The sequence below is a fragment of the Streptomyces sp. PA03-1a genome (genome assembly GCF_033792805.1).
Lineage (GTDB): Bacteria > Actinomycetota > Actinomycetes > Streptomycetales > Streptomycetaceae > Actinacidiphila.
Map to the genome: position 1 here is coordinate 1 of NZ_JARAVO010000435.1, position 2,879 is coordinate 2,879.

Below are 2,879 nucleotides of genomic sequence, written 5' to 3' on the forward strand. Positions count from 1 at the left end.
AGATCTGTATAAGAGACATGCCCGGTGGCTGGGCGTAGGGGTTGGGCTGCTGCGGCGGGTAACCGTACTGAGGCGGCTGCGGCCCGAATCCGGGCTGGTTGCCGGGGGGAGGCGGCGGCTGCGACATCAGCGGGCACCTTTCGGGCACAGGTGTGCGGGGCGGACGGTGACCCTCTTTGTACCACCGGTGACGCACCGTTCCGCCCCGCGCCGAAGGACCGTTACGGCACTGCTACACCTCGTCCGCCAGCTCCAGCCAGCGCATCTCCAGTTCCTCGTGCTCGGCGGCCAGCGACCGCAGTTCCATGTCGAGTTCGGCCACCTTCTCGAAGTCGGTGGCGTTCTCGGCGATGGCGGCGTGCAGCTTCGACTCCCGCTCGCCGATCTTGTCCAGCTGCCGCTCGATGCGCTGCAGTTCCTTCTTGGCCGCGCGGCTGTCGCCGCCGCCCTTCGGCTTGGCCGGGGCGGGGGCGGGGGTGGCGGCCTCGACGGCGGCGCGGCGCCGCTCCAGGTACTCGTCGATGCCGCGCGGCAGCATGCGCAGCGTCGCGTCGCCGAGCAGGGCGAAGGTGCGGTCGGTGGTGCGCTCCAGGAAGTACCGGTCGTGGGAGATGACCACCATCGAGCCGGGCCAGCCGTCGAGCAGGTCCTCCAGCTGGGTCAGGGTCTCGATGTCCAGGTCGTTGGTGGGCTCGTCGAGGAAGAGCACGTTGGGCTCGTCCATCAGCAGCCGCAGCAACTGCAGCCGGCGCCGCTCGCCACCGGACAGGTCACCGACCGGGGTCCACTGCTTCTCCTTGGTGAACCCGAACTTCTCGCAGAGCTGACCCGCCGTCATCTCCCGTCCCTTGCCGAGGTCGACGCGGCCGCGCACCGACTCCACCGCCTGCAGCACCCGCAGCGACGGCTCGAGTTCGGCGACCTCCTGCGACAGGTAGGCCAGCCGTACGGTCTTGCCGACCACCACCTTGCCGGCCACCGGCTGCTGCTCGCCCTCGCTGACGGCGGCGTCCGCGAGCGCCCGCAGCAGGGACGTCTTGCCCGCGCCGTTGACACCGACCAGGCCGACCCGGTCGCCGGGGCCCAGCTGCCAGGTCAGGTGCTTCAGCAGCACCTTGGGCCCGGCCTGCACGGTCACGTTCTCCAGGTCGAAGACGGTCCTGCCCAGCCGGGTCGTCGCGAACTTCATCAGCTCGGCGTTGTCACGCGGCGGCGGCACGTCGGCGATCAGCTCGTTGGCCGCCTCGATGCGGAAGCGCGGCTTGCTGGTGCGGGCGGGGGCACCGCGGCGCAGCCAGGCCAGCTCCTTGCGCATCAGGTTCTGCCGCTTGACCTCCTCGGTCGCGGCGATCCGCTCGCGCTCGGCGCGGGCGAAGACGTAGTCGCTGTAACCGCCCTCGTACTCGTGGACGTCACCGCGCTGCACGTCCCACATGCGGGTGCAGACCTGGTCCAGGAACCAGCGGTCGTGGGTCACGCACACCAGGGCCGAGCGCCGTGCCCGCAGATGACCGGCCAGCCAGGAGATGCCCTCGACGTCGAGGTGGTTGGTGGGCTCGTCGAGCACGACCAGGTCCTGCTCGGCGATCAGCAGCTTCGCCAGCGCGATCCGGCGGCGCTCACCACCGGACAGCGGCCCGATCACCGTGTCCAGCCCCTGCGGGAAGCCGGGCAGGTCCAGCCCGCCGAAGAGGCCGGTGAGCACGTCCCGGATCTTCGCGTCGCCCGCCCACTCGTGGTCCGCGCGGTCGCCGACCACCTCGTGCCGGACGGTGGCCTGCGGGTTTAGGCTGTCGTGCTGCGTCAGCACGCCCAGCCGCAGGTCCGAGGTGTGCGTCACCCGCCCGGTGTCCGGTCCCTCCAGCTTCGCCAGCATCCGGATCAGGGTCGTCTTCCCGTCGCCGTTGCGGCCGACGACGCCGATGCGGTCGCCCTCCGATACGCCGAGCGAGATCCCGTCCAGCAGGGTGCGCGTTCCGTACACCTTGCTGACGGACTCGACGTTGACCAGGTTGACGGCCATGGGACTCCTGTCACTACGAAAGAACGACCTCCCAGGGTAGTGCGGCCCCCTCACCCCCCGGGCACGGCGACCGCCCTCCGGACACCCGTGCGGGTGGGCTCGCCCACCACAGGTGAATCGCCAACCGTACACAGCCGCAGCTCTGTGCAGTTTTCCCATGGATACGTATCCGCTCGTGGAAGCGCGCAACCGGCTCGGGCAGCTCGTCGGCCGAGTCCGGCACGGGCATGAACACATCCTGATCAGCGAGTACGGGAAACCCGCCGCCGCGCTCATCCCGATAAGCGAACTCGAGGAACTGCAGCGTCTGCGCGATGCGGCGGACGCCGCCGAGGCAGCGGCCCGCGAATCGGCTCCCACCGGCCCCGCGATGACGCACGACGAGTTCACGGCCCGGTTGGAGGACGAGGACCGTCAGGCCGATGCCTCGTGACCCAAGGCGTGCGCGGCTGCTGTCCGGGATGTGGCCGGGGAACCGCACCCCCGGACTGCGCGCGCCCTGGGAGCTTCGGGGTACTGGCGGCTGACCGTCGGCGACTGGCGTGTCTGTACCGGCCCGGCGCCGAGACCGTCACCGTGCTCGTCCTCAAGGTCGGCCGGGTGGGGTGAAGTCCGGCTCAGCCCTGACGCGGCCCGCCCGTTCGACCAGAGCCCAGCCGGCGACGGCCATGAGGACGGCGGCCGGTGCCGTGACGCGGAAGGCGATCAGGGTGGCCGAGTGGCCGTCGAGGAGGCCGCCGAAGCCGACGGCGGACAGGCCGAGGACGCCCAGCAGCGCGAGGGCGACGCCGAACGCGGCACCGGGGCCGGAGAGCGGGCCCGGCGCCTGGGCGGGGCGCGGGGCCCGCTCTCCGGC

General features: G+C 71.3%; 2 protein-coding genes and 1 pseudogene. 1 reads left to right on the forward strand and 2 read right to left on the reverse strand.

Going from position 1 to position 2,879, the window contains the following annotated elements; translation table 11 throughout:
• Positions 1-232: 232 nt before the first annotated feature.
• Entirely contained in the window at positions 233-2,023 is a 1,791-nt protein-coding gene (locus PV341_RS44530) for an ABC-F family ATP-binding cassette domain-containing protein (protein WP_500360954.1), read from the reverse strand.
• Between the two features lie 157 nt (positions 2,024-2,180).
• On the opposite strand from PV341_RS44530, the gene PV341_RS44535 reads away from it, so the two are divergent.
• Positions 2,181-2,456: a type II toxin-antitoxin system Phd/YefM family antitoxin gene (locus PV341_RS44535; RefSeq protein WP_500360956.1), complete on the forward strand. Its 276-nt coding sequence runs from the start codon at positions 2,181-2,183 to the stop codon at positions 2,454-2,456.
• Between the two features lie 153 nt (positions 2,457-2,609).
• Here the strand turns inward: PV341_RS44535 and PV341_RS44540 are convergent.
• A pseudogene (locus tag PV341_RS44540) lies at positions 2,610-2,879 on the reverse strand (acyltransferase family protein); the annotation flags it as partial.